This window comes from Taklimakanibacter lacteus (genome assembly GCA_003576695.1).
Classification (GTDB): Bacteria; Pseudomonadota; Alphaproteobacteria; order Rhizobiales; family Aestuariivirgaceae; genus Taklimakanibacter; species Taklimakanibacter lacteus.
In genome coordinates, this window is sequence record QOZQ01000007.1 from 271,220 (window position 1) to 294,408 (window position 23,189).

The following is a 23,189-nucleotide window of genomic DNA, read 5'->3' on the forward strand; positions in this document are numbered from 1 at the left end:
CAGATGATGAGAATGAAGATCAGTTGAGACGCCGGCCGCTTGTCTCATCGAGGAGATGAACCGCGTCGAGATGCGGCGTGATCGCCAGCTTTTCGCCAGGCCTAGCCGTGGCGCGCTCCCGGCGCAGCTTGAGGGCGAAGCCCATATTCTCCGCAACTGTCTTGTGCGGGCGGAGTGCGTAGTTTTGGAACACCATCGCGATGTCGCGATCCTCAGGCGGCAGGTCATTGACTAATTTTTCGGCAATCCGGATGTCGCCCTTGGTAATGGCCTCCAGGCCGGCGATCATGCGCAGCAGGGTCGACTTCCCGCAGCCCGACGGGCCGACCAGAATCACGAACTCGCCATCCCTGATGCCGATCGACACGCCATGGATCACTTCATGGGCGCCATAGGCCTTGCGCACATCCACGACATCGACAGAAGCCATTGAGATCCCCCTTTACGCCAAGCACTCCTTGCACGGAGCGAACCTATTGCATCATCCGACTTTGGTCGAGATGCATTCTCGCCGAGGACGAATGATCACGGCGATGCACCGAAAATGATCGTAAATGCTCATGTTTTCGCTGCACTGCACCAGCGGTTTCGTCATACAAAACTTGAATCGACAGTTGTGCTTTCTCATCAAGAATGTATGCTCGCCCCGTCAGATCAAACAGAGTGCGTCCGCACGACTGGCAACATGGGAGGAGTCAATCATGCATCCACTGAAGTGGTCGCTTTTTGCTTTGCCCGCATTGGCGTTGCTCGCAACACCGGCCATTGCAGGTCAGAATGTCGAATGGAAGGACGACGGGACCGTCCTCATCAAGCTCGGCGAGGCCTACAACAATCAAGTGATCACCACATCGAGGGAAGAGCTGGGGAGCGAATTCGGCCCCGACAAGCAGCCCTTCAAGGATGTGACGATCACGGTCACCGTCAATGGCGCCGGCCCCAAGGGCGGCATCAGCGGTCCGCTCCATCAGTTCCGCCCGGTCTGGGAAGAGCTGTCGGGCGGCAAGGTGAACATCGTCGAATTGCCCTTCGCCGAACACTATACCAAGATGATGCTCGACCTCAGGAACGGCACCGGCCAGTACGATGCCTTCATGGTCGGCGCCTTCTGGTATGGCGACATCGTGCCTGCGGGCTATGGCTACGCCATCGACGAACTACAGAAGTCCGGCAAATATCCGAAATGGACCTATGATGACATGCCGCCCTCGCTCAAGGCGCTGCATCAATGGAAAGGTGTCGGCTATGGCGTGCTGAATGACGGCGACGGCCAGGTTCTCTATTATCGCTCCGACATGCTGGGCAATGCCGAGCACCAGGCGGCGTTCAAGAAGGAATATGGCTACGACCTGCCCAACCCGCCGCAGACCTGGCAGCAATTGCTCGACATCTCGAAATATTTCAACGGCAAGAACTGGGATGCGGGCGATGCCGATCCGGACAGCGGCACGGTTCTCCACCTCAAGGTCGGCGAACAGGGTCACTATCACTTCCAGTCGCTCTCCTCGTCCTTCGTGATCAATCCGGGCGACAAGGTCACGCGTACGCAGAATGTCTACTGGTTTGATCCGGAAGACATGAAGCCCCTGATCAACAGCCCGGGCCACCTGAAGGCGCTCGAATTCCTGCAGGAGCTGCACAAGACGGGCCCGGCGGCGCAGGTCGGCTGGTCGCTCGGCGAAGCGTGGGACTACTTCCTGCGCGGCAAGTCGGTGTTCGTGTTCTCATGGGGCGACGTCGGCGCGCTCTGCCAGGATGAAAGCCGCTCGAAGATCAAGGGCAAATGCGCCGCGGCGATGATGCCCTCATCGAACGAATACTACGACTTCGAGAAGAAGGAATTCGTCAAGCTCGACAAGCCGCGCCTCGTCGGCAACACCACCGGCGGCTCGTGGCATGGCGTGGTCTCCAACTTTTCGGCCAATCCGGAAGCGACCTATTCCTTCCTGTCGCTGATGGCGATGCGTCCGGTCTCGAAAATGATGGCCACAGTTGGCTGGGATGGCGTCGATCCAGGCTTCTCCTACCAGTTCCTGGAAGAAGACGGCGGCACCGCCAAGATCGAGGACTATGTGAAGGCCGGTTGGGACGCCAATGACGCGAAGACCTATACCCATGCCTATCACGAGGTCTTCTACGCCCCGACGATGCTGACCTATCTGCGCATCCCCGGCTCGTTCGAGTATTGGGATATTCTCGACAAGAACCTGTCGGCGACGATGAGCGGCGGCAAGAGCGCCAAGCAGGCGCTCGACGACACGGCGACAGCCTGGGAAGGCGTCACCGACCGCATCGGGCGCGACAAGCAGAAGGCCGATTATCAGGCGGCCATCGGCTACACGCCGTAACAAACGGCATTGGATCGGGGCGGCCGCGGCCGCCCCGATCGTCTTTCAACCGGAAGAATAGAGATGCGTTGGACCGGTAAAATCCGTTTCATGCTGCTTGCGCCGGCCGTCATCTGGGTGCTGGCCTTCACGGTCTTCCCGCTCGGCTATTCGCTCTATCTCGCCTTCTACAAGATCGAGCAGAAGGTCGAGGTGACGCGCGTCAAGGAGCCTATCCTCGACGCCGAGGGCAAGCCTGTTCTCGACGATCAGGGGCAGCCGCGCATCAAGACGGTGGTCAAGAAGGACCAGGTCAATATCGCGACCTTCATCGGGATCGACAATTTCAAGCGCCTGTTCGGCGATCCGCAAGTTGGCGAAGCTATCCGCGTGACGGCGCTCTTCGTTCTGATCGCGGTACCGCTCGAGCTCATCTTCGGATTCCTGCTCGCGGTCCTGTTCAACCAGCATATTTTCGGCAGGCCGGTGCTGCGCGCCATCATGATTCTGCCGATTTTCGCGACGCCGCTGGCGGTCGGCTATACGTTCTTCACCATCTTCTACGAGGTGGGCGGCCCTCTCGCCTGGACCGGCATTCCTTTCCTTTCCAGCCCGAACGGGGCACTGGCCTCTGTCATCCTCGTCGATGTCTGGCAGTGGACGCCTTTCTGCTTTCTCGTCTTCCTGGCCGGTCTGCAGGGCGTTCCAGACGAGCTCTATGAGGCCGCCCGCGTCGATGGCGCCAGCCCCTGGGACATGCTCAAGGAAGTCATGCTGCCCCTGCTGGTGCCGACGATCATCATCGTGCTGCTGCTGCGGCTCGCCGAATCGCTCAAGCTTTTCGATATCCCGTTCTCGATGACCGGCGGCGGTCCGGGTGTGGCGACCCAGCCCTTCTCGCTGCTGGCCTTCCGCACCGGCCTGCGCTTCTTCGATCTGGGCTATGCGAGCGCCATGGCCTATGCGCTGCTCATCGTGGTCATGATCATCATAACGCTCTTCTTCCGGCGCATGCGGTTCTCCTATGAGTGACAGACCCAACAAGCCCAAATCACGGCTCGGCGATGCCATCGCGTCAATCGTCGCGATAACGGTGGCATTCGTCTTCATCTTTCCGATCTACTGGGCCTTTTCACAGTCGTTGCGCAACCCGCTCGACACATTCACCGTCGCGGGATTGGGCATTCCCTGGATCAATTTCACGCCGACGCTCGACAACTGGATCGACCAGCTCGGCACGCCGGAAACCGGCATGGCGCTCTATAACAGCACCGTGGTCTCGGTGTCCGCCGCCCTTCTGGCGCTGGCGCTTGGCACGCCTGCGGCTTATGCGATCGCCCGCTTCCGATTCGAACGCTGGAAAAACCGCGACATCACCGTGTGGTTCCTGTCGCAGCGCGTCCTGCCGCCGGTCGCCACCGTCATCCCTTTCTATCTCACCATGCGCTATCTGGGGCTGCTCGACACCAAATTCGCCCTCATCCTCATCAACGCCACCTTCGTGCTTCCCTATGTGGTGGTGATCCTGCGCCAGACCTTCCTCGATCTCCCCATCGAGCTCGAGGAAGCCGCCCTCATTGATGGCGCCGGGCATTGGGGTGCCTTCTGGCGCATTGCGCTGCCGCTTGCCGCACCTTCGATGGCGGCGGCAGGCCTTATCATCTTTGCCTTCACCTGGAACGAGTTCCTTTTCGCTGTGGCGATCGGCAGCAACTCCGCCATCATGGTTCCTGTCCACATCGCGGGCGCCATCGATACGCGTGGCGTGCAATTCTGGTTCATGGGCGTGCGAGCCATGACCGCAATCATCCCGCCGGTCATCATCGCGCTCATCGCCCAGCGCTATATCGTGCGCGGGCTGACGCTCGGCGCGGTCAGGGGATAGGCTTTGGCGCTTGAGCCATTGCTGGCGAGCCTCGATCTCGGCACGGGCCGCGTGCGGGCTGTCGCGATCGACCTCAAGGGGCGCATCGTCGCCGAGGCGGCGGAAGCCACGCCGACGCATTTCCCGCAGGCCGGCTGGGCCGAATATCACCCGCAGGAACTGTGGCAGATGGTGTGCAAGGTCCTGCGGGCGCTTGCCCGGTCGGCTGAGGCGCATGGCGTCATCCAGGGCTTCGCCACCGGCAGCATGGGTGAAGCGGGCGTTCTCATCGATGCCGAAGGCCGGGAACTGGGGCCGGTCATCGCCTGGTATTGCGGGCGCACGGTGGCGGATGGCGAAGCGATGTGCCGCGAGCTCGGCGACGACTATGTGTTCAGGACCAGCGGCACTACCGTCGATGCACGCTTCGGCCTCGCCAAGATCCTGTGGTGGCGCCGCACGCATCCCGATGTCTTCGCAAAGGCGCGACGCTGGCTCAATATGGCCGACTGGGTCGCCTTCCGCCTCACCGGCGAGGCGCGCACCGATTTCACCCTGGCATCGCGCACCAATGCCCTCGATCTGGCGGGCCTGCGCTGGGCCGATGAGCTCATCGGCAGGCTCGGCATCGAGCCCTCGCTCTTCGCCCCCCTTATCGCCAATGGCGCGGCGGTCGGGCGCGTGCACAGAACGGGCGCGGCCGAAAGCGGCCTGCCGGAAGGGCTCGTCGTCTCGGCCGGCGGGCATGATCATGTGATCAGCACGGTCGCCGCCGACAGCGAGGCGCCGGGCATCCTGCTCGACAGCATGGGCACGGCGGAAGGCCTGGTCCTCGGCAATGACAAGCCCATTTTCGATGACCGGCTGCGCCGGGGCGGCAATCAGCAAAGCGTGCTCACCCTCGATGCTCCGCATTACGAGTTGATGTGCGGCCTCACCACGTCCGGCGGCGCCATCGAGTGGTTTCGCCGCCTGGTGGGTGGCGCCAGCTATGACAGCCTGATCGAGGAGGCCAGGGGCGTCCCGCCGGGCAGCCACGGAATGTGCTTCCTGCCGCAATTGCGCGGCGGCGATCAGCCCTATCCCAATCCCAATGCCCGCGGCGCCTTTGTCGGCCTCGCCGGCGACAGCACGCCGGGCGTGCTGTTCCGCAGTGTTCTTGAAGGCCTCTGCTTCTATGCGCGCCTTGGCCTCGATCATTTGCGCCGGATCGACGGCGTCGCACCCATCACCCGTATCCGCGTGATCGGCGGCGGCACGCGCAACGCGCTGATGATGAAGACCAAGGCCAGCATCTACGGGCAGCCGCTGGAAGTGACGCCGCTCAGCGAGGCCACGTGCCTCAGCGCGGCGATCCTCGGCGGCCTGGGCGCCGGCCTCTTCCGCTCGGTGGCGGAAGCCCGCCTACAGATGGCGGAAGGGCTCGGCCAGGTGAAGATCGTCGAGCCCGATCCCGAATGGGCGAAGCGCTATGACGAGCTCTATCACTCGGCCTATGCGGGCCTGTCACCGGCGCTTGCTTCCACCCATGACGCGCTCGCTCATTTCCGCAATCGGCAATGACATTCCCCACGCGCGCAACTTCCCGGCCGAAATGGGTGAAAAAGAAGCGCCGGACCTTGAGGGTCCGACGCAGTCCAGGGAGTAACCATATGCTTCTTGTAGAAGGCTTGCGAGACGTCAGGCGGCCTTGAGGGTCGCGCGCTTGAGCGGCTCTTCGGTGATGACGCGGTCTTCCTCGAGCGAGCGGAAGGGTTTCAGGCCCAGCTTCTGCAGCTCGCCGTGATAGGCGCGCACCGCCTCGTCCGGCTGGATCGTGCCGTCGGTGATCTGGCGCATGAAGGTGAGGAGCGTCAGCGGCGCTTCCGCCTGGTTGATCTTGCGGCCGAACAGGGCCACGCGGGCGCCGTAGCGCTCGCCCTGCTGCAGCAGCTCGAAGGTGTCACGCGTCGTGCCGGTGCCGCCGCCCAGAATGCCGATGACGAGGCTCGGATCATAGGTCGCGAGCTCTTCCAGGGCCTTGGGGCCGTTATAGACGATCTTGAGGAACTGCGGGCGATCGGCCTTCATCACGCCGGCAAGGCAGCGCAGGATGCAGTCGTTGATATATTCGCCGAGCGCCTCGCGCTCCATGGTGTGCGGGAGATTCGGGTTGAAGACTTCGAGGAAATATTTGAAGCCGTTATTGGCGGCATCCTGACGGAAGGCGCTGAAGGCCTCCAGCGTGCGCGCATCGGCTTCGACATCGTTCATCATGGTGATGGAATAGAGGCCGAGATCGGTAAGGTAGAGCTTCTTCGCCGTCTTCACCGGCGCCGATGCGTTGTACATCACGCGCGGAAGGCTGGCGGTGCGGAACGGGCGCGAGGCCTGCTTGTGATAGGTGCCGTGGCGGATGAGGCCCCAGCAATCCGTCGTGTCATTGGCGCGGATGACCGGCTTGACCTTGCTCTTCTTGAAGACGCCGCGCTCATGCAGCAATTCGAGATTGGACGCCGACACCAGCATGACATCGACGATGCCCTGCTTCACCACGGCCTGGATGTCGTCGAGATATTCGGCGCGGGTCTTGCCGCGCAGGCGCGTGCCATCGGCCGCGCGCTTCGGTGCCGCACCCAGGACGCCCGACCCCATGTCGCCATCCTTGGCATCGGCAAGGATGAAATCCGTAGGCTTGTATTTGCCGGCCCGGATGCGCGCCAGCTTCTCGTCCAACTTCGTGGTCATAAAACCAATCTCCTGGTGTCTGCTGGGTGGTTCCTTAACATCCGGCCTCAAAATGAGCAAGAACTATCAAAACTTTTCAATATATGTCACACTTCGCACCTGAGCGTCCCCACGATCTAACTCTAATCTATTGATATAACTTAATTATTTAAATCATCTTCAAAAACGCCAAAATCTCTCAATCTGATTGACAGTTCTTGCAATTTGACCCTCTATGAGGCCACTCGCGCGCAACCTGACGAATCTGCGAGCTAAGGGAGAAAAATGGTAGCCGCTGCAGATTGGAGCCGTCTCTACCGGGATCTCATCGCCGATATCCCGCGGATCACAGCTTCCGCGCCGCTGATGCTGTTCGGCCTCAGTGCCTGCGTCGATGCGCGCATCATCGCACATGAGCTTGGCCCCCTTTTCCAGCCAACAGCACCTGAAGCAGCGCAGGCCTTCGGCAAGCTGATCAAGGACCGCGCGGCGCGCGGCATTGGCGGTGAGGTCCGCATCGAGTGGCCGGAAGGTCCGGCGTGGCTCGCCAACCATATCCCCATCAGCTACGCGCTCGGCGGCACCGGTCCGCAGGCCGCCTGGTCGCTGGCGGCGATCGGCGCGCCGGCCCTCATCGCGCTCGAGGACCGCAGCGCGCACAAGCTCGGCCAGGTTCATCCCGGCATACTGATCGCCGAGAATGGCAAGGCGCAGCGCGCCGCCGAGATCACTCCACGCGGGCCGCGCCAGCCGGAAATCTTCATCATCGAATTCACCGCCGGAAAGGCGATCGATGACGTCATGCCGCAGCGTTCGTCGCGCATTATCGTGCGTTTCCACGACCCAGGTCTCGAGCATGACCAGCAATTCGATGCGCTCAGCGTAAAGCTCGCACCGCAAGCGGGCGCCGGGCTTATCTCGGGCTTCAACAGCATTCCCTACGATCGGATCGATGCGGAAGTCGAGGCTGTCACCCGCATGTTGCGCCAGTGGCGGGCGGGTGGCCTCACGACGATCCATCTGGAGCTTGCCGGCTACGACACGCCAGCACATCGCGACCGCGTGATCGAACGGCTCGCAGGCAGCATTACCTCCATCGGCATGAGTCATTCCGAATTCATACAGTTGATGCCCGAGGATTCCGGTCTGATGCGCAGCATGGCCGATCTCGGCGCCAGGCTCTGTCTCGACCGCGTTTGCGTGCATGCGGATCACTGGGCAGCTTCGGTGACGCGGGGCGATGCGGGGGAAGAACGCAAGGCCCTGATGATGGGCTGCCTGCTTGCCGGCACGCGCGCCAGCCATGGCGTGCCGGCCTATCCGCAGGAGATCGACGCGCGCGCGACCTTCACCGATCCGCCCTTCCCGGTGCTGGCGCAGCATGGCTCCTGGTCCTTCGTCGCCTGCGCCTCGCCCCATCTCGACCACCCGACGGCAACGGTCGGACTCGGCGACAGCTTCACCGGCGGATGCCTTCTGATGCTTGGCCGGCACGCGCCGTCCAAAGCGACCGCCGCAACAGGGATGCGCCATGGAAATACAGTCCAAGCGGGTTGAGATCATCCCGGCCAAGCGCCGGGCAATGATCCTCGATCGCCTGCGTCGCGACGGGGCGGCCTCGATCATCGAGCTTTCCGAAGAGATCGGCGCCTCGGCCTCCACCATCCGCCGCGATCTCGAGCAGCTGACCGAAGGCGGCTATCTCGAGCGCACCCATGGTGGCGCCCTGCTGGTGCCACCGTTGCGAGCGACCTTCGAGCATGAGCCCTCCCTCAATGCCGAGCTGCAGCATCCGCAGAAACGCGCCATCGGCGCACTCGCCGCCTTGCGCGTCAATCCGGGCGACAGCGTTATCTTCGATACGGGATCGACGGTGCTCGAAGCAGTGCGCGCCACGGCTGAGCGGCAGATCCCGCTGACGGCGGTGACGAACAGTATCGAGACCGCGCGCCTGTGCGCCGAATGCCCGTCCTGGCGGGTGATCGTGCCCGGCGGCTCGGTGCGGCCCGGTTCGCAGATGATGGTCGGCGAGCCCGGCGTGACCTTCTTCGGCACGATCCATGCCGATATCTGCCTGGTCGGCGCCTATGCCATCACCGGGCGCATCCTCACCGATGCCTCACTCGAGGTGGCCGCCCTCAAACGGGCGATGATCGGCTCGGCGCGCCGCGCCATCCTGCTGATCGACAGCACGAAATTCCGGGCGCCCTCCTTTTCGGCCTTTTGCGATATTGCCGCGATCTCGGAAATCATCACCGATGACGGGGCGAGCCCTGATGACCTGGCCGCCTTGCGGGCGCTCAACGTCAAGGTGACCGTCGCCAACGTGGCGGGAGAACAGCGCTGAGTTCGGTTTTATTGAACCAATCCGCCAGAATTAAATATTTTCCGCCGACTGCCCGCCTCGTCTAGCCTTTACCCCCCTGAACAGCAGCTTGGAAGCCATGATACGGACGGGTGAGCAATATCGCGACGGCCTGCGTGACGGGCGCGAGGTCTGGATCGACGGCGAACGGGTCAGGGATGTCACGCGTCATTCGGCGCTCAAGCCCATCATCGACATCAGGGCGCGCATGTATGACATGCAGCATGACGACGAGCATGCGGCGGTGCTGACCTATGCTGAGAACAATGACAGCCACTCCATCTTCAACCGCCTGCCCAGAGTGCAGCAGGACTGGCATGATAAATGGAAGGCCGTCGACACGGTGCTCTCGGACATCGGCGGCGTCGTCACGCGCGTGGGCGATGAGACCGTAGGCGAGATGTGGTCGCTCTATGACGGCCGTGACGTACTGGACGAGATCGATCCGCAATTCTCCCGCAACATCACCAACCATATCCAGCGCGTGATCGAGACGGATGTCTTCCATGTCTCGGCCAACACCGATCCCAAGGGCGACCGCTCCAAGCCGCCGCAGGACCAGGATCCCGACATGATGGTGCATGTCGTCAAGGAGACCGATAAGGGCATCATCGTGCGCGGCGCCAAGTATGAGACCGCCGCCGGCTATGCCGACCAGGCCTTTCTCAAGCCGACGGTCGGCGCCTGGACCAATGAGAAGCTCTCCGACTATGCGGTGGGCGGGATCATCAAGATGGGGACGCCCGGCGTCAGGATGATCGCGCGCTCCGGCTTCTCGGGGCGCGGCACGCCGGAAGACTATCCGCTCGCGAACAGGTTCGACGAGGTCGACTTCCTGATGGTGCTCGACAATGTGCTGGTGCCCTGGGAGGACGTCTTCTTCTACCGGCACACGCGCGCCGCTTCCTATATCCGCGGCACGCTGCACCGCTATTCCGCCTTCCCCTATACGCTGCGCCTCCTCTATGTGGCCGACATGATGATCGGCGCGGCTTTGTGGAACGCCAAGCAGACCGGCCTCGACAAGCTGCAGGCGGTGCGCGAGAAGCTCGCCGATCTCGTCTGCTACCGCGAGGGCATCAATGCGCATCTGACCGCCTCGATCGCACTGGCGCAGAAAAGCCCCGGCGGCCTCCTGATGCCGCATCAATCCATGCTCTATGCCGGACGCATCCATGCCTGCGCCAATCTTCCGCAGATGATGCATATCGCGCGCGAGCTCTGTGGCGGCCAGATCTGCGTGACGCCCAATGCGGCGGCCTTCAGCAATGGCGATTCAAAGGACTGGCTGGCCAAATTCTACAGCCTCAACGAGGCCTGGCAGGCGGAGGACCGGCGCAAGCTGCTCGCCTTCGCGCGCGACCTTCTCAATTCCGACTATGCCAATCATCGCCTCACTTTCGTGCAGTTCGCGCAGGCCCCGCATTTCAACCATCTGGCCGCCGTCTATGGCGCGTTCGATTTCTCCGGCCCTCTCGATTTCGTGCGCAAGTCGGCCAATCTCTCCGATCGGGTGAAGGGCTCGCTGTGAGACTCGACGCCACTGTCGCTCATCTCGACAGGCTGATCGGCTTTCCGACGGTCAGCTCGGACTCCAATCTCGATCTGGTCGAATATGTCGAGGCCGCGCTTGCAGCCGAAGGCATCAAGGCGCGGCGAATTGCCGACAGGTCGGGGCGGAAAGCATCGCTCCTCGCCACCATCGGACCGCCCGATCGGACAGGCATCGTGCTTTCGGCCCACACCGATGTCGTGCCGGCGGATGAAGCCGGCTGGACGAGCCCGCCCTTCAGCGCGAGCTTGCGCGGCGGGCGCATCCATGGCCGCGGCAGCTGCGACATGAAAGGCTTCATCGCCTGCGTCCTCGCTCATATCGGCGTCTTCAAGCGCATGGCGAGCGCCACGCCCATCCATCTCGCTTTCTCCTATGATGAGGAAATCGGCTGCCGGGGCGCTCCGGATCTCGTCGCCGCCGTGGCGCAGATGGAAGTCCTTCCCGCCTTCTGCATTGTCGGCGAGCCGACCTCGCTCAAGCCGGTATCGGCCCATAAGGGCAAGGTGGCGCGGCGCATCATCGTCAAGGGCCTGACCGGCCATTCGGCCATGCCGCATCGCGCCGCCAATGCGGTGACGGCCGCGGCGCGGATCGTCTCGCTGATCGATGACATCGCGCGCGATTGCGCATCCGGGGCTGCCGCCCTTTCGGCCTTCGATCCGCCCTATACGACGGTCCATGTCGGCTCGCTGCATGGCGGTTCCGCCCTCAATCTCGTTCCCGACCGAGCGGTGATCGAATTCGAGATCCGCAGCACTCCCGGCACGGATGTCGGTGCGCTGCTGACGCAGATCGATGCCGGCGTCGCGGCGCAACGTGATCGCCTGCGCCGGACGGCGCCCGAGGCCGATATCGCCGTCGAGGACATGACGAGCTATCCGGGCCTTGCCACACAAGAAGGCGATCCCGCCCTTTCCATCGTGGCAGGGCTTGCAGCGGCCGAGGACAAGCCGGCGACCGTGAGCTTCGGCACCGAGGCCGGCCTCTACAGCGCCGCCGGCATTCCCACCATCGTCTGCGGCCCCGGCAATATGGCCCGCGCCCACAAGGCCGATGAATGGATCGGCCTCGATGAGCTCGCCGCCGCCAATCGCATGATGGAGCGCCTGGCGCAGCGGCTCGACCGGCCCCTTGCGGAATGGCTGGACAGACCGATCAAGACACTTCGTAATGCATCTCGCCAATGACAGGGGAAACACCGTGATCCACAAGCGCCTTCGTCCGTTCAACACCAAGCAGACCTATCCCGAGCAGAAGCTCGACAACGACCTGTCGCAAGGCGTGGTGGCGCGGGGCACCATGGTGTTCCTGCGCGGCCAGGTGGCGCAGGACCTCGACACGCGCGAAAGCGTGCATATTGGCGATGCTGGCCTGCAGACGCGCAAGACGATGGAGAACATCAAGCTGCTGCTCGAGGAAGCGGGCAGCGAGATGGCCCATGTCTGCCGCATCGTCGTCTATCTGACCGATATCCGCCACCGCGAGGCGGTCTACCGCGAAATGGGCGTGTGGCTCAAAGGCGTGTTCCCCTGCTCCACCGGCCTCGTGGTGACCGCTTTGGCACGGCCAGAATGGCTGGTCGAGATCGAGGTGACCGCCGTCATTCCGGACAAGGCATAGGCCATGACCTTCTCGATCTCGGCGCGCTGCGCCAGGACCGGCATGTTCGGCATCGCGGTGTCGTCCTCGAGCCCCTGCGTCGCGGCGCGCTGCGCCCATGCGCGCGCCCGGGCCGGCGCGGTGGCGACCCAGAACATCACCGACCCGATGCTGGGGCCCAAGGGGCTCGATCTGCTGGCGGGCGGCCTTGGCGCCCGCGACGCCCTCGCGAAGCTTCGCGCCGAGGCCAGGCATATCGACTATCGCCAGCTGGCTCTGGTCGACCGCCAGGGCGGGACTGCCTCCTTCTCGGGCGTCAAGACACTGGGCGTCCATGGCACCGCCGAGGCGGCCAATGTCGTGGCGGCCGGCAATCTCCTGAAGACGCCCGCCATTCCCGACCGGATGGTGGACTCCTTCCTTGCCACTGAGGACGCCCCTCTGGGCGACCGTCTCATCGCCGCGATGCAGGCGGCCCTCAGCGCTGGCGGCGAGGAAGGGCCGGTCCATTCGGCGGGCATGCTGCTGGTCAGGGATGTCGGCTGGCCCGTCGCCGATCTGAGAATAGACTGGCATGAGAGCGACCCGGTGGGCGAGCTTGCCCGCCTGTGGCAGCTCTGGGCGCCGCAAATGGACGCCTATGTCACCCGCGCGCTCAACCCGTCCACGGCGCCCAGCTATGGCGTGCCTGGCGACAAATAGGGCTGGGCATTGAACCGGCCTTCGCAGTTGCCCTAGACTTGCCCGTTCAGGAGATTTGACGGGTGACTAAAGGGGATCCAAGCCGGTCGCCGCTGCGCTTCACATTGCGGCAGCTGCTTTATTTCGTGGCCGCCGGCGAGACCCGCAGCGTCAAGCTCGCCGCCGAACGGCTCAATATCTCGCAGCCTTCCGTGTCGACGGCCATCGCCCAGATCGAGGAAGAATTCGACCTGCAGCTGTTCGTGCGCCACCATGCGCAGGGCCTGTCCCTGACACCCGCGGGCGAGCGCTTCCTGCAGGCGGCGAAGACGCTGCTCGACCAGACGGAAGAACTGCACAATGTCGCCGACGAAGTCGCGGGCTCGATCAGCGGGCCCTTGAATATCGGCTCCTTCCGCACCTATGCGCCGCTCATCATCTCGGAAGTCTGCAAGGGTTTTCTCGATCAGTATCCGCGCGTCAAGCTGCATGTGTCGGAGGGCGATGAGGCCCAGCTCATCGCCAAATTGCGCAAGGCCGAGATCAGCCTCGCCATCACCTATTCGCAGAACCTGACCGAGGATGTGGCCTTCGAGCCCTTGGCGGAGCTGCCGACCTATGCGCTGCTGCCGGCGGATCATGCGCTCGCCCGGGAAGCGCCGGTACACCTGAGCCAGCTTGCCGACCTGCCCTTCATCCTGCTCGACCTGCCGCTCTCCAGAGAATATTTCATGTCGGTCTTCATGCGCGAGAATGTCGTGCCCAATATCCTCGCCCGGTCGGAATATCCGGAGGCGGTGCGCAGCTATGTGGCGAGCGGATTCGGCTTCTCGCTCGCCACCGCGCGGCCGCGCAACAAGGCGGCCCTCAATGGCAGGCCGCTCGCCTATGTGCCTCTTGCCGGCGATCATCCGCCGATGGTTCTCGGCATGGCGACCCTCAGGGGTTTGCGCAAGACCAGCGTCACCCAAGCCTTCGAAAGCCACTGCCGCAAGCTGATTTCCACCGATGAATTGCCGGGCATGGCGCCGCTCGGCTGATCTCTCTATAGAGACGATCCCCCTATACCCAACAAGGAGCACCTATGGCCCGTTTTCTGATCGAGGGCGGTCAGCCGATCTCGGGAAAGATCGAACCCAAGGGCAGCAAGAATGCGGCGCTGCCGGCCATCGCCGCCACGCTTCTCACCGATGAGGCGGTCACCCTGACCCGCCTTCCCGACATTGCCGATGTGCGCGTCATGTCGAAGCTCACCCAGAATCTCGGCTGCACCGTCACCGAGATCATCGGCAACCGGGCCACCTTCACCGGAGCGCCCATTCGCCACAGCGTGCCCGACCGCTCCTTGTCGCAGGCCATTCGCGCCTCGTTCCTGCTGGCGGGGCCGCTCCTCGCGCGCACCGGACAGGCCACCTTGCCGCGCCCGGGCGGCGACCGCATCGGGCGGCGGCCGCTCGATGCCCATATCCTCGCCTTCCAGGAAATGGGCGTCGAGGTGGAAATTTCGCCCGACAGCTACCACCTGTCGGCCCCCAAGGGCCTGAAGCCCGCCGATATCTTCCTGGTCGAGATGAGCGTGATGGCGACGGAGAATGTCGTCATGGCGGCTGTCCTCACCCCCGGCACAACCCATATCCACAATGCCGCCAGCGAGCCTCATGTCCAGGATCTGTGCCAACTGCTCATCGGCATGGGCGCCGATATCGAAGGCGTCGGCTCCAATGTGCTCACCATTCATGGTGTTGCGACATTGCACGGCACCACCCATGAAATCGGGCCGGATTATCTCGAGGTCGGCAGCTTCATCGGGCTGGCCGCGGCAACGGGCGGCGAGCTCCTGATCCGGAATTGCCGGCCGCGCGAGCACCGCATGACCGCGATCGCCTTCGGACGGCTCGGCATCGAATGGGAAGTGCGTGGCGAGGACATCCTCGTGCCGCGGCACAAGCAGCTTCACATCCAGGAAGACCTGCATGGCGCCCTCACCAAGATCGATGACGGTCCCTGGCCCGCTTTCCCGGCCGATCTCGTCTCGATCGCGCTCGTCATCGCCACCCAGGCCGCCGGAACGATCCTGATCCACGAGAAGATGTTCGAAAGCCGCCTGTTCTGGGTGGACAAGCTGATCGCCATGGGTGCCCGCATCATCCTGTGCGACCCGCATCGCGCGGTCGTCGTCGGGCCTTCGCCGCTCTTCGCCCAGCGCCTGTCGAGCCCCGACATCCGCGCCGGCATGGCGCTCGTCATCGCGGCCTTGTGCGCCAATGGCCAGAGCGAAATCCAGAATGTCGAGCAGATCGACCGCGGCTATGAGCGTCTCGACGAGCGGCTGCGGAGCCTGGGCGCCAGGATCGAGCGGATGGATTGAATGATCACTCTCGAGCACGGCAATGCCCGCGCCAGCATTGCGCCGCTCGGCGCCGAGTGGCGCTCGTGGTCGGTCAATGGCCGCGATCTCCTGTGGAACGGCGATCCGGCCTGGTGGTCGCAGACCGCGCCCATATTGTTTCCCCTGGTCGGCTGGAGCCGGAATGGCGAGATCCGGGTCGATGGGCGGCGGATCACGATGCCGGTTCATGGTTTTGCGTCGAAAAGCCAATTCACCGTGGCCGAGCAAGGCCCTGATCATGTTCGCCTCGCGCTTGCCTCCAGTGCCGAGACCATGGCGATCTTTCCCTTCGCCTTCCGCTTCGCCGTCCGCTACCAGCTGGGCGACAACGCGCTCAGGGTCGAGCTTGCGATCGAGAATCCGGGCGAGCGTGACCTGCCCTATGCCTGCGGCCTGCATCCCGGCTTCCGCTGGCCCTTCGCCGGCGGCGACAGTACCGATTACGCGATCCTGTTCGAGGCGGATGAAGATCCCGAGGTGCCGGTCATCGCGCCCGGCGGACTCTTCTCCGCAAAGCGCCGCAAGACCGACCTCGATGGCCGCTGCTTGCGATTGTCTCCCGAAACCTTCGCCGCCGAAGCGCTGTGCTTTCTCAATGTCAGAAGCCGCTCCGTGCGCTTCGAGGCGCCCGATGGATCGGCAATCGCCATGCGGACCGAGGACTTTCCGCATTATGCGCTGTGGAGTCGCGCCGGGGCGCCCTTGCTCTCGATCGAAGCCTGGACCGGCCATGGCGACCCTGAGCATTTCGAGGGCGACATCTTCGACAAGCCGTCTCTGCGCCGCCTTGCCCCAGGCAATGCGGCTGCGCATGCAGCGGTCTTCAGCTTAGAAGGCTAGACGCCGAACAGCTTCTGGAAATTATGAGTTTCCGGACTTCTGCTTCATCCAAACCTAGGCACGGCCGGCTTGGTGCCCAGGCCAAATCCGGTCTAGGCTGGTGATGAAACAGCTGGAGGAACGCCCCGTGAAGCTGCTCGACTCCACCCTTTCCGAACTTGCCGGAACAGCGGCTCGCCCCTTCCCCGATGCACGCGCCATGCCGCCCGGCGTCTATACCAGCGAGGCCTTCCTGGCGCGCGAACTGGAGAAGATCTTCGCCCAGGACTGGATCTGCATCGGCCGCTCGGCGTCGCTCAAGAAGCCCGGCGACTATATCACCTATGATCTCGCCGGACAGCCGGTGGTGGTGCTGCGCGACGGTGACAATATGCTGCGCGCGCTGTCCAATGTCTGCCTGCACCGCATGTCGACGCTGCTTGAGGGGGCTGGCAATACCCGCAGCATCGTCTGCCGCTACCACGCCTGGACCTATAATCTCGACGGGAGTCTGCGGGGCGCTCCCTTCATGAAGGAGACCACCGGCTTCTGCAAGGAAGACTACCGGTTGCCTTCGATACGCTGCGAAGAATGGTTGGGCTGGATCTATATCACGCTCAACGCGCAAGCACCCGCCATCGGCGAGACGCTTAAGCCGCTCGAAGACATGATCGCCCAGTACGGCATGGAGAACTATGTCGAGTGCTTCCGCGAGACGCATGTGTGGGACACCAACTGGAAGGTCCTCGCCGAGAACTTCATGGAGAGCTATCACTTGCCGGTCTGCCATGCGGCGACCGTCGGACCTTATTCCAGGCTCGAGGAGATGGAGTGCCCGCCCGGGCTCCGGGCCTTCAATTATCACTGGATCACCAAGGACGCCTCCTTGCCCATCGGCAATGCGCATCCGAACAACACAAGGCTCGAGGGCAAATGGCGCAAGACGACGGCGCTGCTGGCCATCTATCCGAGCCATCTCATCACGCTCACCCCGGGCTATTTCTGGTATCTGTGCCTCCATCCCAAGGGTGTCGGCAAGGTGCATATGGTGTTTGGCGGCGGCCTGTCGCCCGATTTCATCGACGACCCGAAGGGGCTCGACTATATCACGACGCTGAAGACGCTTCTCGATGAGGTCAATGTCGAGGACCGGCAATGCACCGAGAGGGTATTCCGCGGCCTCAATGCCGAGAAAGCCGCCCCCGGGCACCTCTCCTATCTCGAGCGGCCGATCTATGACTTCATGCAATATATTGCGGAGCGCACCGCCGGCATCGAGCGCTCCTTCGCCGTTGCGGCGGAATGAGCGGAGAGGCCGTTGCCCTTACCCTCGCCCCGCTTCAGCGGGAGGGGCCCATTGCAAAGCAATGGGAGGGTGAGGGGCCTGCGGCAGAGCTCGCTCGGCTCCCATCAAGGGCTTTCTATTAAAAGGGTGAAGAGAACATGGGTGAAGTAAAGTTGTTCCGATACCGATGCCCCTCACCCTTCCCGCCGCTTCGCGTCGGGCCCCTACCCTCTCCCCGCTAAAGCGGGGCGAGGGTTACAGGGATACCGACATTCAGCCCGCACCCGCTCGCGATATCTCGATGACGAAGTCGCGCGGGCTGCCGTCGCCGCCATTGGTCGGGTAGCAGTCATCGGGACAGGCCGAGACGATGATCGTCGCATCACAGCGCATCCGCAAGGCGACGCGGCCATCGGGAAAGAAGGGCGGGCGGGCATATTCGATCGATCCATCCTCCTTCACCCTGGCACGCATGAAGAGATTCCATGGCGACGGCACGAAGGGGATGGCGAGTCCAGCCGACCTGACCGCCGACCAGAAGTTTCCGGCGCAGCTCGGATGATCGGCGGCGCGGCCGAACTTGCGGTACATTTCCGGATTGCAGGGCGCGATCAGCGTGTCATGCAGCCCGCCGGTCGTGTCGGCGACATAATCGAAGACCGGCGCGTAGAGATTGGAGATCAGAACATCGCCGGGCGTGAAATAGATCTTGCTCAGGACTTCGCGGCAATGCTCGAGCGAGAGATATTCCTGCGGCGATGAAACGGGCAGGCACCAGAAATCGACAACCTGCGTGCCGCTCACATTGACGATGGCGACCTGATCGCCTTCGCGCACCGGAACGGCAGCACCGCGTCCGGCCAGTACGGTGATCTTCTTCAATGGAAGTGGCTCCATGATTTCCGATTCAATTCAACCGTTTACAAGCAATCGCTGAGAAATCGATTCAACCCTTCCCCACCTGGCGCGCCGCGTCCACCAGCATGCGCGCCGCCTTGGTCACTTGCGCGATCTCGACATGCTCGTCGAGCGCGTGCGCCTGAACGATATTGCCGGGACCGAAGACGACCGTCGGCACGCCGGATGCCACCATCTTGGTCGAATCCGATCCATAGGGAACGCCTTCCGGCTTCGGATCGATGCCATGCGTGGCGCAGACAGCGGACAGCAGTTTCACGATGCCGGCGTCCTCCGCCACGTCCATCGCCGCTGAATCGATGAAGGGCTCTTCGGTGACGACGCGGATGCCGGGTGAGATATCGGCGAAGTCCGACGCGATCTTGGCGAAAGAGCGCCATACCGCATCGCCCTTCTCGCTCGGCAGATAGCGATAGTCGAAGCGCAGCCGGGCGCGGGAAGGAACGGTGTTAGGGCCTTCGCCCGCCTCGAAGGCAGTGCAGGTCAAGGTGGCGGGACCAAGCAAGGGATGGACCTCGGTGCGCCGGCGCATCTCGTCTTCGAAAATGTCGAGCAGCTTGCGGGCCGCCTTCACCGCATCGACACCTTCATGCGGCTTGGCCGTATGGGCGGCCTTGCCCTGAACCTCGACAAACCATCTGACGCAGCCCTTGCAGGCGCGCACCACGCGCAATTCGGTCGGCTCGCCGGCAATGCCCATGGCATAGGGTTCAGAGCGTTTCATGTGATGAGTGATGCCGGTGAAGCTGAATTCCTCATCCGAAGCGGCAAGGAACGTGACATCCCCCGGCGGCGGATTGCGCGACAGCTCGCGCATCGCCAGCATGAAGGCGGTGAGACAGGCCTTGTCGTCGACGGCGCCGCGTCCATAGAGGCGGCCATCGGCCAGGCGCGGCGTGAAGGGTGCCGCCATCCCCGTCACCTGCACGGTGTCGAGATGGCCTTCCCAGATCATGCCGGGCGCCCCTTTTGTCCCCTTGATGCGGGCGATCACATTGGGTCGCTCGGGCGCCACCGGATCGACCTCGACCGCGAGGCCAGCGGCCTTGAGCCAGTCGGCAACCACCGCGCCGAGCCTTGCTTCGTTGAACCATTCATCCGGATCACCCGCTTGACGGAAGGCGATATTGACGCTGGGTATGGATACGAGGAGCGACAGGAGCTTCGCCGTCTCGGCATCATCGATGCCCGAGGCGGTTGTCTTAACGTCATGATTCATCTGCGTTGCGATTCCCGACCAGAGAGGAGGAGAAGCAATAGAATAAGCGAGCCGAAAAGGATACTGCGCCAGCCGGCCGATGCGTTGACGACGGTGATGAGGGCGGTGATGGTGACGAGGAGAATGGCACCCGGAATGGTGCCGGCGTAAGAGCCCGAGCCGCCGAGGATCGAAGTGCCGCCCAGCACCACTGCCGCAATCGAGGCGAGCAGATAAGGATCGCCGATCCCGACATAGCCCTGCCCGTTCATGCCGAGCACCAGCACGCCGGCCAGACCGGCGGTCAGTCCACTCACAGCATAGACGGCCATGGTGGTCCTCTGCACATTGACGCCCGACAGCGCGCTCGCCAGCGGATTGGCGCCGAGCGCAAAGAGCCTGGCGCCGAAAGGCGTCGCATGCAGGACGGCAAGCGCTGCCGCCGAAACGATCGTCCACAGGATCACGCCTGCCGGAATGCCGATGATGCGGGCATTGCCGAGCCAGGCCAGCAGCGGGTTCTGCGCGGATATGGCAGTGCCGCCCGCAATGAGGATGAGCACGCCTTGCAGGAAGGTCGCCATGGCGAGCGTCATGATCATCGGATGGATGCGCAAATAGGCGACGCCGAGGCCGTTGAGGAGCCCGATGCCGGTCGCCGCGGCGAGAATGGCGATGACAGCGAAAGCTCCCGAGCTGTCGCCCGACAGCGCCACCAGGGGCACGCCGACGGCGCTCACCGTCACGATGGCGCCAACGGAGAGATCGATGCCGCCGGCAATCACCACATAGGTCTGGCCGATGGCGACGAGCCCGATGACGGCAGCGAGTTCCAGCAAATAGCGCAAATGGCCGTAGGAGCCGAAGCCCGGCTTGGCGAAAGCCGCGACGATCCACACCAGCGCCACGATCAGCACGGTGAGAAAGGCGCGGTTGCGCAGCAGCGATGCGGCACGCCAGCGCGGAAAGCGGGTGTCTTCTGTACCGTTCATCGTGCCCTCCTGAAGCGCCTGGTGATCTCGGGCAGCGCCACCGCGCCGATGATGATGAGCCCCTGCGCCACATATTGCGCAACGGGCGGGAAGCCTAGGAAGAACATGACATTGATCATCACGCTGAGCAGCAGGCTGCCGGCAATGGCGCCCCGCATGGTGCCGCGCCCGCCGAGGAAGCCGACGCCGCCCAGAACGGCGGCCGCGATCGAATTGAGCGTGAAGGCGTTGCCGATGACCGGATCGCCCGAGCCCGTCTGCGCGGCGATGAAGAGGCCGGCCAATGTCGAGAGCAGGCCGCTCAAGGCGTAAGCCGCGATGCGCGCCGTATCGACCGGCACGCCGGCGCGATAGGCGCCGACCGGATTCTCGCCCGCGGCATAGAGACTCAAGCCCAGAGGTGTCGCGAGATAGAGCTTCCACAGAAGCGCCGCCAGGATCAGGAGAATGAGCGCCGCCGGCGTGTTGCCGGCGAGGAGATCGGAGAACCAGCCGGGAATGGCGCCGCCCGGACGCGGCAGGATGAGAAGCGCCAAGCCGGCAATGATGAAGGAGGCGGCCAGCGTCACGATGATGGCCGGCAGGCGCAGGCGAATGGCGATGACGCCGCACAACGCGCCGATGCCGAGGCCTGAGAAAGCGACGGCGGCAATGCCGCCCGGCACGCCGAGCGGCCCCATCATGGTTGTCGCCGCGATGACGGCGCCGAGGCTCACCGTGGCGCCGATCGCCAGGCTGATGCCGCCGGTCAGCATCAGGATCGCCTGCGCCATCGAGACCAGCGCCAGAGGCAGCCAGCTCTGGGCGAATTTGGAAATGCCGGCGACGCTCAACAGGCCCGGAAAGAGATAGGCATAGAGGGCCACGAAAGCCGCCACCACGACGAACAGGCCATAGAGGCTGCGGTTGCGCTGGCGTTGCACCGGCCAGTAGAGGCGATCTTCATGCGTGGGTGCAAGATTGCTCATGCCGCCGACCTCGCAGGCTCAGCCCCCATGGCCGCGGCCACGATCGCCTCTTCGCTGAGCTCGCGATGCTCGATCATGCGGGCAATGCCGCCCTCGCGCATCACCGCCACGCGGTCGCACAGATGGACGAGCTCCGGCGTATCCGAGCTCGACAGCACGATGGCCTTGCCTTCGGCCGCGAAACGCCGGAGGAGAACATAGATCTCGCGCTTGGTCTCGACATCGACACCGCGCGTCGGGTCGTTGAGGAGCAGGATCGGCGGGTCGCTCGGCATCCATTTGGCGAGCGCCACCTTTTGCTGGTTGCCGCCCGACAGCGCCTGGACCTGGCGGGTGAGATCGCCCTTGATGCTGAGGCGATCGGCAAGCTGGCGGGCCAGCTCACGCTCGCCGGCGCGATCGCGCAAGCGCAAGGGCGAGGCATGGCCGAAGTGCGGGAGCATCATGTTCCACGCAATGCTGTGGATCAGATGGAGGCCCTCGCGCTTGCGGTCGGCCGGCACATAAGCGAGGCCCAGCGCATTGGCCTTCGAGACGGAAGCGGGCAAGGACTGGGTCCCATTGAAAGCCGCCTGTCGCGCGGAGGCGGGCAGTGCACCGTAAAGGCCAAGAAGCAGGTCCTCCTGGCCCTGGCCGACAAGCCCGCCAATGCCCAGAATCTCGCCACGGCGGATGTCGAGATCGATGTCGCGCAGCAGGCCGCAGGAGAAGCCCGCCACCGAGACGATGGTCGGGCAATCCTTGCCGGGCGTCCATTTCGGGAAGAGATCGCCCGGATCGCGGCCCACCATCAAGCGGACGAGGCCGGCCGCATCTACACCCTGCAACGAGCGGTCGGCCGTCACCTTGCCGTCCTTGAGCACGGTCACATAATCGCACAGTCGCATCACCTCATTCAGGCGGTGCGAGATATAGAGAATGGCAGTTCCGGCCTGGCGCAGCCGGTGCAGCAGCTTCGTCAGCGTGTCGGCCTCATGCGCCGAAAGCGATGAGGTCGGTTCGTCGAGCACCAGCACACGCGGCTCGCGGAACAAGGCCTTGGCGATCTCGACCATCTGGCGGCGGCCGAGCGGCAGGTCGCCGACCGGAGTCGACAGATTCTCATCGAGCCCGACCAGGGCGCAGACCGCGCGCGCCTTCCTGGCCAATGTCGCGTAGTCGACAAGCCCGAAACGGCGCGGAAAGGCGCCAAGGCCGATATTCTCGGCGATGGAGAGCTCGCTCGTCAGGCTCAGCTCCTGCTGGACCACGGCGATGCCGGCACGACGGGCTTCGGAAGGCGTCAACTTGCGCAGCACCTTGCCGTCGATGGCGATCTCTCCCCCATCGGGAGCGAGCGCTCCCGACAGGAGGTTGATCAGGGTCGATTTGCCTGCCCCGTTCTCACCGAGCAGCGCGTGGATGCGGCCGGGCAGCAGGGCGATCGAGACATCCTGGAGCACAGGATTGCCGAAGAACGACCTGGAGACCCCACGAGCCGCGATGATCGGTTGAAGTGTCATGATCGGATTAGAGTGTATTCC

Annotated in this window: 20 protein-coding genes and 1 pseudogene; 14 read left to right on the forward strand and 7 right to left on the reverse strand. The window is 63.6% G+C overall.

Annotated features, from left to right (window positions below):
* Window positions 1–46 precede the first annotated feature (46 nt).
* Window positions 47–430, reverse strand: a pseudogene (locus DT068_RS16160) (ATP-binding cassette domain-containing protein); the annotation flags it as partial.
* Window positions 431–701: 271 nt separating this feature from the next.
* Between DT068_RS16160 and DT068_RS16165 the strand changes: the two are divergent.
* The 4 genes from DT068_RS16165 to DT068_RS16180 all read left to right on the forward strand — a co-directional run bounded on the left by DT068_RS16165 (window position 702) and on the right by DT068_RS16180 (window position 5,754).
* Window positions 702–2,348 carry an extracellular solute-binding protein gene (locus DT068_RS16165; RefSeq protein ID WP_119390896.1) on the forward strand — a complete coding sequence of 549 codons (1,647 nt, stop codon included), beginning with the start codon at window positions 702–704 and terminating at the stop codon, window positions 2,346–2,348.
* 63 nt (window positions 2,349–2,411) lie between these two features.
* On the forward strand, window positions 2,412–3,359 hold the full coding sequence (locus tag DT068_RS16170) for a carbohydrate ABC transporter permease (RefSeq protein ID WP_368904762.1): 948 nt from the start codon (window positions 2,412–2,414) through the stop codon (window positions 3,357–3,359).
* Window positions 3,352–4,212 carry a carbohydrate ABC transporter permease gene (locus DT068_RS16175; protein ID WP_119390898.1) on the forward strand — a complete coding sequence of 287 codons (861 nt, stop codon included), beginning with the start codon at window positions 3,352–3,354 and terminating at the stop codon, window positions 4,210–4,212. Before DT068_RS16170 ends, DT068_RS16175 begins: the two co-directional genes overlap by 8 nt.
* A 3-nt stretch (window positions 4,213–4,215) precedes the next feature.
* Window positions 4,216–5,754, forward strand: a complete 1,539-nt coding sequence (locus DT068_RS16180; RefSeq protein ID WP_119390899.1) for an FGGY-family carbohydrate kinase — start codon at window positions 4,216–4,218, stop codon at window positions 5,752–5,754.
* Between the two features lie 117 nt (window positions 5,755–5,871).
* Here the strand turns inward: DT068_RS16180 and DT068_RS16185 are convergent, their stop codons facing one another.
* Window positions 5,872–6,918: a hypothetical protein gene (locus DT068_RS16185; RefSeq protein ID WP_119390900.1), complete on the reverse strand. Its 1,047-nt coding sequence runs from the start codon at window positions 6,916–6,918 to the stop codon at window positions 5,872–5,874.
* A gap of 264 nt (window positions 6,919–7,182) precedes the next feature.
* Between DT068_RS16185 and DT068_RS16190 the strand changes: the two genes are divergently transcribed.
* From DT068_RS16190 to DT068_RS16235, 10 genes are all read left to right on the forward strand, one after another.
* Complete coding sequence (locus DT068_RS16190; protein WP_119390901.1) at window positions 7,183–8,454, forward strand: ADP-dependent glucokinase/phosphofructokinase; 1,272 nt, start codon at window positions 7,183–7,185, stop codon at window positions 8,452–8,454.
* Window positions 8,429–9,244, forward strand: coding sequence for a DeoR/GlpR family DNA-binding transcription regulator (locus tag DT068_RS16195; RefSeq protein ID WP_119390902.1), 816 nt, complete (start codon window positions 8,429–8,431; stop codon window positions 9,242–9,244). Before DT068_RS16190 ends, DT068_RS16195 begins: the two co-directional genes overlap by 26 nt.
* Window positions 9,245–9,341: 97 nt before the next feature.
* The gene (locus DT068_RS16200) at window positions 9,342–10,793 is read left to right on the forward strand and encodes a 4-hydroxyphenylacetate 3-hydroxylase family protein (protein ID WP_119390903.1); all 1,452 of its coding nucleotides are present in this window, start codon (window positions 9,342–9,344) and stop codon (window positions 10,791–10,793) included.
* Entirely contained in the window at window positions 10,790–12,004 is a 1,215-nt protein-coding gene (argE, locus tag DT068_RS28065) for an acetylornithine deacetylase (RefSeq protein ID WP_162914232.1), read from the forward strand. Before DT068_RS16200 ends, argE begins: the two co-directional genes overlap by 4 nt.
* 13 nt (window positions 12,005–12,017) lie before the next feature.
* Complete coding sequence (locus tag DT068_RS16210; RefSeq protein WP_368904763.1) at window positions 12,018–12,437, forward strand: RidA family protein; 420 nt, start codon at window positions 12,018–12,020, stop codon at window positions 12,435–12,437.
* 3 nt (window positions 12,438–12,440) lie between these two features.
* Window positions 12,441–13,118 (forward strand): DUF1028 domain-containing protein, encoded by a 678-nt coding sequence (locus DT068_RS16215; RefSeq protein ID WP_119390905.1) that lies wholly within the window; start codon window positions 12,441–12,443, stop codon window positions 13,116–13,118.
* A gap of 62 nt (window positions 13,119–13,180) precedes the next feature.
* The gene (locus DT068_RS16220) at window positions 13,181–14,137 is read left to right on the forward strand and encodes a LysR family transcriptional regulator (RefSeq protein WP_368904764.1); all 957 of its coding nucleotides are present in this window, start codon (window positions 13,181–13,183) and stop codon (window positions 14,135–14,137) included.
* A gap of 44 nt (window positions 14,138–14,181) precedes the next feature.
* Window positions 14,182–15,465 (forward strand): UDP-N-acetylglucosamine 1-carboxyvinyltransferase, encoded by a 1,284-nt coding sequence (gene murA, locus DT068_RS16225; RefSeq protein WP_119390906.1) that lies wholly within the window; start codon window positions 14,182–14,184, stop codon window positions 15,463–15,465.
* The gene (locus DT068_RS16230) at window positions 15,466–16,326 is read left to right on the forward strand and encodes an aldose 1-epimerase family protein (RefSeq protein WP_119390907.1); all 861 of its coding nucleotides are present in this window, start codon (window positions 15,466–15,468) and stop codon (window positions 16,324–16,326) included.
* A gap of 127 nt (window positions 16,327–16,453) precedes the next feature.
* Window positions 16,454–17,611, forward strand: coding sequence for an aromatic ring-hydroxylating oxygenase subunit alpha (locus DT068_RS16235; RefSeq protein WP_368904765.1), 1,158 nt, complete (start codon window positions 16,454–16,456; stop codon window positions 17,609–17,611).
* A 252-nt stretch (window positions 17,612–17,863) separates the two neighbouring features.
* Here DT068_RS16235 and DT068_RS16240 read toward each other — a convergent pair whose 3' ends face one another.
* The 5 genes from DT068_RS16240 to DT068_RS16260 all read right to left on the reverse strand — a co-directional run bounded on the left by DT068_RS16240 (window position 17,864) and on the right by DT068_RS16260 (window position 23,168).
* Window positions 17,864–18,472 carry a DUF1989 domain-containing protein gene (locus DT068_RS16240; RefSeq protein ID WP_368904766.1) on the reverse strand — a complete coding sequence of 203 codons (609 nt, stop codon included), beginning with the start codon at window positions 18,470–18,472 and terminating at the stop codon, window positions 17,864–17,866.
* A gap of 64 nt (window positions 18,473–18,536) precedes the next feature.
* Window positions 18,537–19,727, reverse strand: coding sequence for a M20 family metallopeptidase (locus tag DT068_RS16245; RefSeq protein WP_119390910.1), 1,191 nt, complete (start codon window positions 19,725–19,727; stop codon window positions 18,537–18,539).
* Complete coding sequence (locus DT068_RS16250) at window positions 19,724–20,698, reverse strand: ABC transporter permease (RefSeq protein ID WP_119390911.1); 975 nt, start codon at window positions 20,696–20,698, stop codon at window positions 19,724–19,726. The genes DT068_RS16245 and DT068_RS16250 overlap by 4 nt, the downstream gene beginning before the upstream one ends.
* Window positions 20,695–21,666, reverse strand: a complete 972-nt coding sequence (locus tag DT068_RS16255; protein WP_119390912.1) for an ABC transporter permease — start codon at window positions 21,664–21,666, stop codon at window positions 20,695–20,697. The genes DT068_RS16250 and DT068_RS16255 overlap by 4 nt, the downstream gene beginning before the upstream one ends.
* On the reverse strand, window positions 21,663–23,168 hold the full coding sequence (locus DT068_RS16260) for a sugar ABC transporter ATP-binding protein (RefSeq protein ID WP_119390913.1): 1,506 nt from the start codon (window positions 23,166–23,168) through the stop codon (window positions 21,663–21,665). The genes DT068_RS16255 and DT068_RS16260 overlap by 4 nt, the downstream gene beginning before the upstream one ends.
* Window positions 23,169–23,189 lie beyond the last annotated feature (21 nt).

Excerpts from the sequence above, each read along its gene's own strand:
- DT068_RS16185 (WP_119390900.1), bottom strand. The coding sequence starts at position 6,918 with ATGACCACGAAGTTGGACGAGAAGCTGGCGCGCATCCGGGCCGGCAAA.
- DT068_RS16195 (WP_119390902.1), top strand. The coding sequence starts at position 8,429 with ATGGAAATACAGTCCAAGCGGGTTGAGATCATCCCGGCCAAGCGCCGG.
- DT068_RS16260 (WP_119390913.1), bottom strand. The coding sequence starts at position 23,168 with ATGACACTTCAACCGATCATCGCGGCTCGTGGGGTCTCCAGGTCGTTC.
- DT068_RS16245 (WP_119390910.1), bottom strand. The coding sequence starts at position 19,727 with ATGAATCATGACGTTAAGACAACCGCCTCGGGCATCGATGATGCCGAG.
- DT068_RS16170 (WP_368904762.1), top strand. The coding sequence starts at position 2,412 with ATGCGTTGGACCGGTAAAATCCGTTTCATGCTGCTTGCGCCGGCCGTC.
- murA (WP_119390906.1), top strand. The coding sequence starts at position 14,182 with ATGGCCCGTTTTCTGATCGAGGGCGGTCAGCCGATCTCGGGAAAGATC.
- DT068_RS16175 (WP_119390898.1), top strand. The coding sequence starts at position 3,352 with ATGAGTGACAGACCCAACAAGCCCAAATCACGGCTCGGCGATGCCATC.
- DT068_RS16165 (WP_119390896.1), top strand. The coding sequence starts at position 702 with ATGCATCCACTGAAGTGGTCGCTTTTTGCTTTGCCCGCATTGGCGTTG.
- DT068_RS16215 (WP_119390905.1), top strand. The coding sequence starts at position 12,441 with ATGACCTTCTCGATCTCGGCGCGCTGCGCCAGGACCGGCATGTTCGGC.
- DT068_RS16200 (WP_119390903.1), top strand. The coding sequence starts at position 9,342 with ATGATACGGACGGGTGAGCAATATCGCGACGGCCTGCGTGACGGGCGC.
- DT068_RS16250 (WP_119390911.1), bottom strand. The coding sequence starts at position 20,698 with ATGAACGGTACAGAAGACACCCGCTTTCCGCGCTGGCGTGCCGCATCG.
- DT068_RS16190 (WP_119390901.1), top strand. The coding sequence starts at position 7,183 with ATGGTAGCCGCTGCAGATTGGAGCCGTCTCTACCGGGATCTCATCGCC.
- DT068_RS16255 (WP_119390912.1), bottom strand. The coding sequence starts at position 21,666 with ATGAGCAATCTTGCACCCACGCATGAAGATCGCCTCTACTGGCCGGTG.
- DT068_RS16230 (WP_119390907.1), top strand. The coding sequence starts at position 15,466 with ATGATCACTCTCGAGCACGGCAATGCCCGCGCCAGCATTGCGCCGCTC.